This window comes from Klebsiella sp. YJ (genome assembly GCF_002108615.1).
Taxonomy (GTDB): Bacteria; Pseudomonadota; Gammaproteobacteria; order Enterobacterales; family Enterobacteriaceae; genus Klebsiella; species Klebsiella planticola.
Window position 1 is genome coordinate 1 of record NZ_MTEG01000086.1, and the last position, 1,882, is coordinate 1,882.

Below are 1,882 nucleotides of genomic sequence, written 5' to 3' on the forward strand. Positions count from 1 at the left end.
TCTTCATTTCGGACCCGGTATCCATCGGTCCCGCAGGATCCTCCACCGTCCAGAGAAAGACATCCCGTGCGCGGCTGTGCTCGCTAAAATCTGCTGAATTCACTGCCTGGCGTAGTGCCGCCCCCTGAGCTGAGCTAAAGAGCACTTCACCCCTGGGATTGAGGAGCAAAAGGGCAACGTTGCGGTAGCTGGCAATTGATTCCTTTATTTTGCTTACTTTTTTTTCATCCGGATCTGCCGGGGACTGGAGTATACGGCTCAGTGTGGTGCTGATTTGTTGCAGATCGCTGACATCCTGCTCGGCAAAATGCTTTTCAACAGAATGCAGCATAAACCAGGTGAAGGCGATAAACGCCAGTATTGTGGACAGGCTGATAAAAAAGGTCAGCCGCAGAGCGAGTGAGAAAGGGCGTCTGGACGGTTTGCTATGCATCCGGGATCTCCAGCATGTAGCCCACGCCCCGCACTGTCTGGATCAGTTTTGTCCCGTAATCGTTGTCTATTTTAGCGCGGAGTCGCTTTACTGCGACATCAATCGCGTTAGTGTCGCTGTCAAAATTCATGTCCCAGACCTGAGAGGCAATCAGGGAGCGGGGAAGAACTTCTCCCTGATGGCGAATGAAGAATTCCAGCAAGCTGAACTCTTTACTGGTGAGCACAATGCGGTTCCCGGCGCGGCTGACTTTTCTGGATACGAGATCAACCGAGAGGTCAGCCACTTTAAGCTGGCTTTCCGTGATCATCGTGTTTCCCCGCCTGAGGAGGGTTCTTACCCGGGCGAGCAGTTCAGCAAACGCAAAGGGCTTCACCAGATAATCGTCCGCACCCAGCTCAAGTCCTTTGACCCTGTGTTCAATCGTGCCAAGGGCCGTCAGCAGTAATACCGGCATCCCCTTTCCGGCACTGCGCAGCATACGGATGATATCCCAGCCGTTTACATCAGGCAGCATGATATCCAGGATGACTAAATCATACTCGGCTGTCATGGCAAGATGATATCCGGTCAGACCATTATCAGCGTGATCCACGACGAACCCCGCCTCTGTCAGCCCCTTGCTGAGATATTCACCTGTTTTAATTTCGTCTTCAACGATTAATATTTTCATCATGCTCCCCGGCTGGCTGCTAATGTCATTTTATTGCGCCCACGATCGTTATCAACGGATTACAGCAAAAATGACAACATTGTCATTATCCTGTCACCCGGCAAACAGAGAGCGTTCGGTAAAGTATCCCTATCAATACTCTGGACTTCGTTTGAACCATTTACCAGGTCTGCCTGTACGAGAAGCGTTATGTTCAAATTAAAATTACTCAGCATCAGTACCATATTCATCCTGGCTGGTTGTGTTTCTCTGGCACCTGAATATCAGCGTCCGCCAGCTCCGGTTCCCCAGCAGTTTTCATTGTCTAAAAACAGTCTGACGCCTGCGGTAAACAGCTATCAGGATACGGGCTGGCGAAACTTTTTTGTCGATCCCCAGGTCAGCAGGCTGATCGGTGAAGCCCTGAATAATAACCGTGATTTGAGAATGGCTGCCCTGAAGGTTGAAGAGGCCCGGGCCCAGTTCAACGTCACGGATGCAGATCGTTATCCCCAACTGAATGCCTCATCCGGGATCACATACAACGGTGGTCTGAAAGGTGACAAGCCGACCACACAGGAGTACGACGCGGGTCTGGAGCTCAGCTATGAGCTCGATTTTTTTGGCAAACTTAAGAACATGAGTGAGGCTGATCGCCAGAACTACTTTGCCAGCGAAGAAGCCCGTCGTGCCGTACACATCCTGCTGGTCTCCAACGTTTCACAGAGCTATTTCAGCCAGCAACTGGCGTACGAACAACTCCGTATTGCGCGGGAAACGCTGAAAAATTATGAACA

Annotated in this window: 1 protein-coding gene and 2 pseudogenes; 1 reads left to right on the forward strand and 2 read right to left on the reverse strand. The window is 51.0% G+C overall.

Annotated elements, in window-relative coordinates:
• Both silS and silR read right to left on the reverse strand, forming a co-directional pair.
• Positions 1–433 (reverse strand): annotated as a pseudogene (gene silS, locus BV390_RS30220) (copper/silver sensor histidine kinase SilS); the annotation flags it as partial.
• Entirely contained in the window at positions 426–1,106 is a 681-nt protein-coding gene (silR, locus tag BV390_RS30225; protein ID WP_001572351.1) for a copper/silver response regulator transcription factor SilR, read from the reverse strand. The pseudogene silS and the gene silR, both read right to left, overlap by 8 nt.
• Positions 1,107–1,295: 189 nt before the next feature.
• Between silR and silC the strand changes: the two are divergent.
• Positions 1,296–1,882: pseudogene (gene silC / locus BV390_RS30230) on the forward strand (Cu(+)/Ag(+) efflux RND transporter outer membrane channel SilC); the annotation flags it as partial.

Bases quoted from the DNA above. Each gene is read 5' to 3' on its own strand.
- silR (WP_001572351.1), bottom strand. From the start codon at position 1,106: ATGAAAATATTAATCGTTGAAGACGAAATTAAAACAGGTGAATATCTC.